General features: G+C 44.4%; 2 protein-coding genes. Both read right to left on the bottom strand.

The window, feature by feature from the left end; translation table 11 throughout:
- Window positions 1–402 precede the first annotated feature (402 nt).
- Window positions 403–930 carry a hypothetical protein gene (locus O9295_RS07305; RefSeq protein WP_288032519.1) on the bottom strand — a complete coding sequence of 176 codons (528 nt, stop codon included), beginning with the start codon at window positions 928–930 and terminating at the stop codon, window positions 403–405.
- 28 nt (window positions 931–958) lie between these two features.
- Complete coding sequence (locus O9295_RS07300) at window positions 959–2,287, bottom strand: DUF1963 domain-containing protein (RefSeq protein ID WP_012267557.1); 1,329 nt, start codon at window positions 2,285–2,287, stop codon at window positions 959–961.
- Window positions 2,288–2,706 lie beyond the last annotated feature (419 nt).

The following is a 2,706-nucleotide window of genomic DNA, read 5'->3' as shown; positions in this document are numbered from 1 at the left end:
AAAACCACAAATTAGGTCAGAATTTCAGCTAAATTTATGAGTTGAGATAAGTTTTTTATGGGCAGATATTTTAAAACTGTCTCTTGAAGCTAATTATGATGATTATCTTGAAAAAAAATGATAATTAGACAGAAGTTCTCTTGTTCACATAGAGAACTTTATCTTCTTTTGTTTTCAAAATGAGAATTGCTGGTATCGATGAGCGTGAGCAATTGAAATGCACTACCTCGCCTAGACCTCAACCCAGCAACAATGACGTTGGTATCAATAACCACTTGAGGTAATGGCATTTGGAACTAGACAACTATCACTATCAGTACAACTCAACTCTATCATCACAGGATAAAAATGAGGTGCGTTACATTCCATTAACGCACCCTACCAGATCGGCGATCGCACTTCCTAAACAAACTGGATTACAAGGAGATATGCCAACTGACTAGCAAGCCAGGAACTTGCTAGCCCAACACATATCGCAAAAATAAGTACAACCGCAACTCTTTCTACTTCCGTGTTCACTTCAGGGGCTGATGTCACAAAAGATGGAATGGCAAAGATCGCAGCCGGAATGAATCCCCCCAACATCACAGTGCAACAGATTGCGATCGCCTGAAATACAACTACTGGTAAATCGTTCCTGTCGTAACCGCACAGAATAGCAAACAGACTCGCTCCAGCAACCGCACCGATATAACCATAGAATGGCAAAATTACAGGAACAAAGATAAATCCTGCGGCTTGTGATTCCATCCAGTCACGGTGAAAAAGCTGTAACCAGAAAATCCCAAACGGCACAATGCTGATCGTTCCAGTGATCGCTCCCACCAATACCATCAACAGCGACATGAGAGATTGACTGAACAGAAACGCGATCACTCCAGATGCAATCAGCGGTGTAACCACGAGTATAAGATATAGATAACTTAGCATCGCTTGATTCCATCGACTGACTACACCATTAAACGCTAACGAAATAGGATTCAACGTTGCTAAGGTTCAGGTTTGCCAAATCCAAGTCTTCGATAAAAAAGTAAAAGTTATTATCGATATCAAAAGGATGTTGAAGTTCTAGCAATAAGCGTCCTCTAAATCCCTCTATGGTTTCATCCACATAGGAGTGAAGTTCTGGATATCCACCCAGTTTATTGATCCGCCCATGCCTCAGCGTACACTCGTCCTCATAGTCTGAAATCCATTCAGTAAAGTCTTCCCCCAGTTCCGTCAACGCTTCGGGCATCTCAAACGATTCATCCAGTTGCCGACGAGCATTCCAGAACACGTCCCGCTGCACAGAAAAATTTAAGGCATAAACATCGTCGTACCATTCCAGAGAGCTAGCAGGTTCTGCTAAAAAGCTAAAGTCAGTGATTAAGTCATTTTTATCTTTAGAAACGTCGGGGTAATACAGAACGCGGTGTTGTTCAGGACTCAGCGTGCACATGGGGACATCTAAACCGATGTAAAATTGCAAAAGCCCCTGTCGTGGCAAGTTAAGACTTTCGATTACCGGCAGATCGGCGCAGTTGATCTGCATGAGAAACATCATCATCTCACCCGTTTCGGCATCGGTAGGATAGCTCGTGCCTTTCGGTAGGTAAGGATGACCGCCAATTTTACTTTGCCAAAGTTCTAACGGATCGCCACTCCAGTCGGCGGGGCCACGGAAGCTCGCAGAATTGAGATGTCCCGCGTCTGTCGCCGTGAATTTGATGTAAGGCACTAAGTTGGCTTCCAGAAACAATCGCAGCGGCTCAAACTGAGGCGGCAAATTTTCCAGAAACGCTGGCATATCGGTTATCTCCTGCGGTGGTAATGGGGGTTGCTCTATGGCAGGTGCAGTCTGCTCAAATACCTGCACTGACTGCACCTGCAAATTTTCAGGCGGATAAACAATATGAACGGTATTGATTTGAGTCAGAGGCAGGCAGTGGGCATACCGAGTTAGCACCCGGCCATTGAGGTAAACTACCAACTCTTGCTCAACCGCAATCTTGAGGGTAAAGGGCTGAGAAGAGACGAACTCAGGGGGCATGGACAAAATTTCTCCCCCTGCACCCCAAGCTCCAGCAACACAGGTATTTTGCACAATTCGCCCTTCAGAGGAACGCGCATCGAAGTGATAGGCGATATCTGAACCAGCATCCAGATTGATCGTGAACGTGGGGTAGTGGCAAATCGCTGTGATTTCAACAGCCACCAGCAGTTCCTGGAGTGGCACCCCTAGAAAAATGCGATCCTGATAGATGCCGAGTCGTAACTTAGCAAGGTCGAAACTTTGCTTTGCCATTGTTTTCTCTCCTTTTGACTTGACTGATGATCATTGGATGGACTCGGACAAAAAACGTTCGGTCAATCCTGATGAGTTGTGATTCATCTCTGGCATTAGAGCAAAATCATAGTGACCACCTCCTTTGCGAATCATTGGCTTCGCCTAACTATATATTATGCGGAAATTTTCCGTATATCACGCCAAATATGCATTTTTTAAAGAATCTTTCCATATATCATTCCAAATTCGAGTGATCGTAAGAAGTTTTCCGTATAACATTACAATAAGCGTGTTATTGGGACTTAAACGCCAAATAAAGATCAAATCGAGTATAATCGTTAAAGAGTAAGCACTTTACGTTGAAAAATCGGCGATGAAAGAGACAACCCCAGCCGCAATGCCCCCATGCTTTGACCGATGGTGTCGGCGGTTTGACA

The organism is Microcystis sp. LE18-22.4A (genome assembly GCF_027531105.1).
GTDB classification, from domain to species: domain Bacteria; phylum Cyanobacteriota; class Cyanobacteriia; order Cyanobacteriales; family Microcystaceae; genus Microcystis; species Microcystis aeruginosa.
The sequence above is the reverse complement of the archived record's forward strand: the minus strand, read 5'-3'. Positions and strand labels throughout refer to the sequence as shown.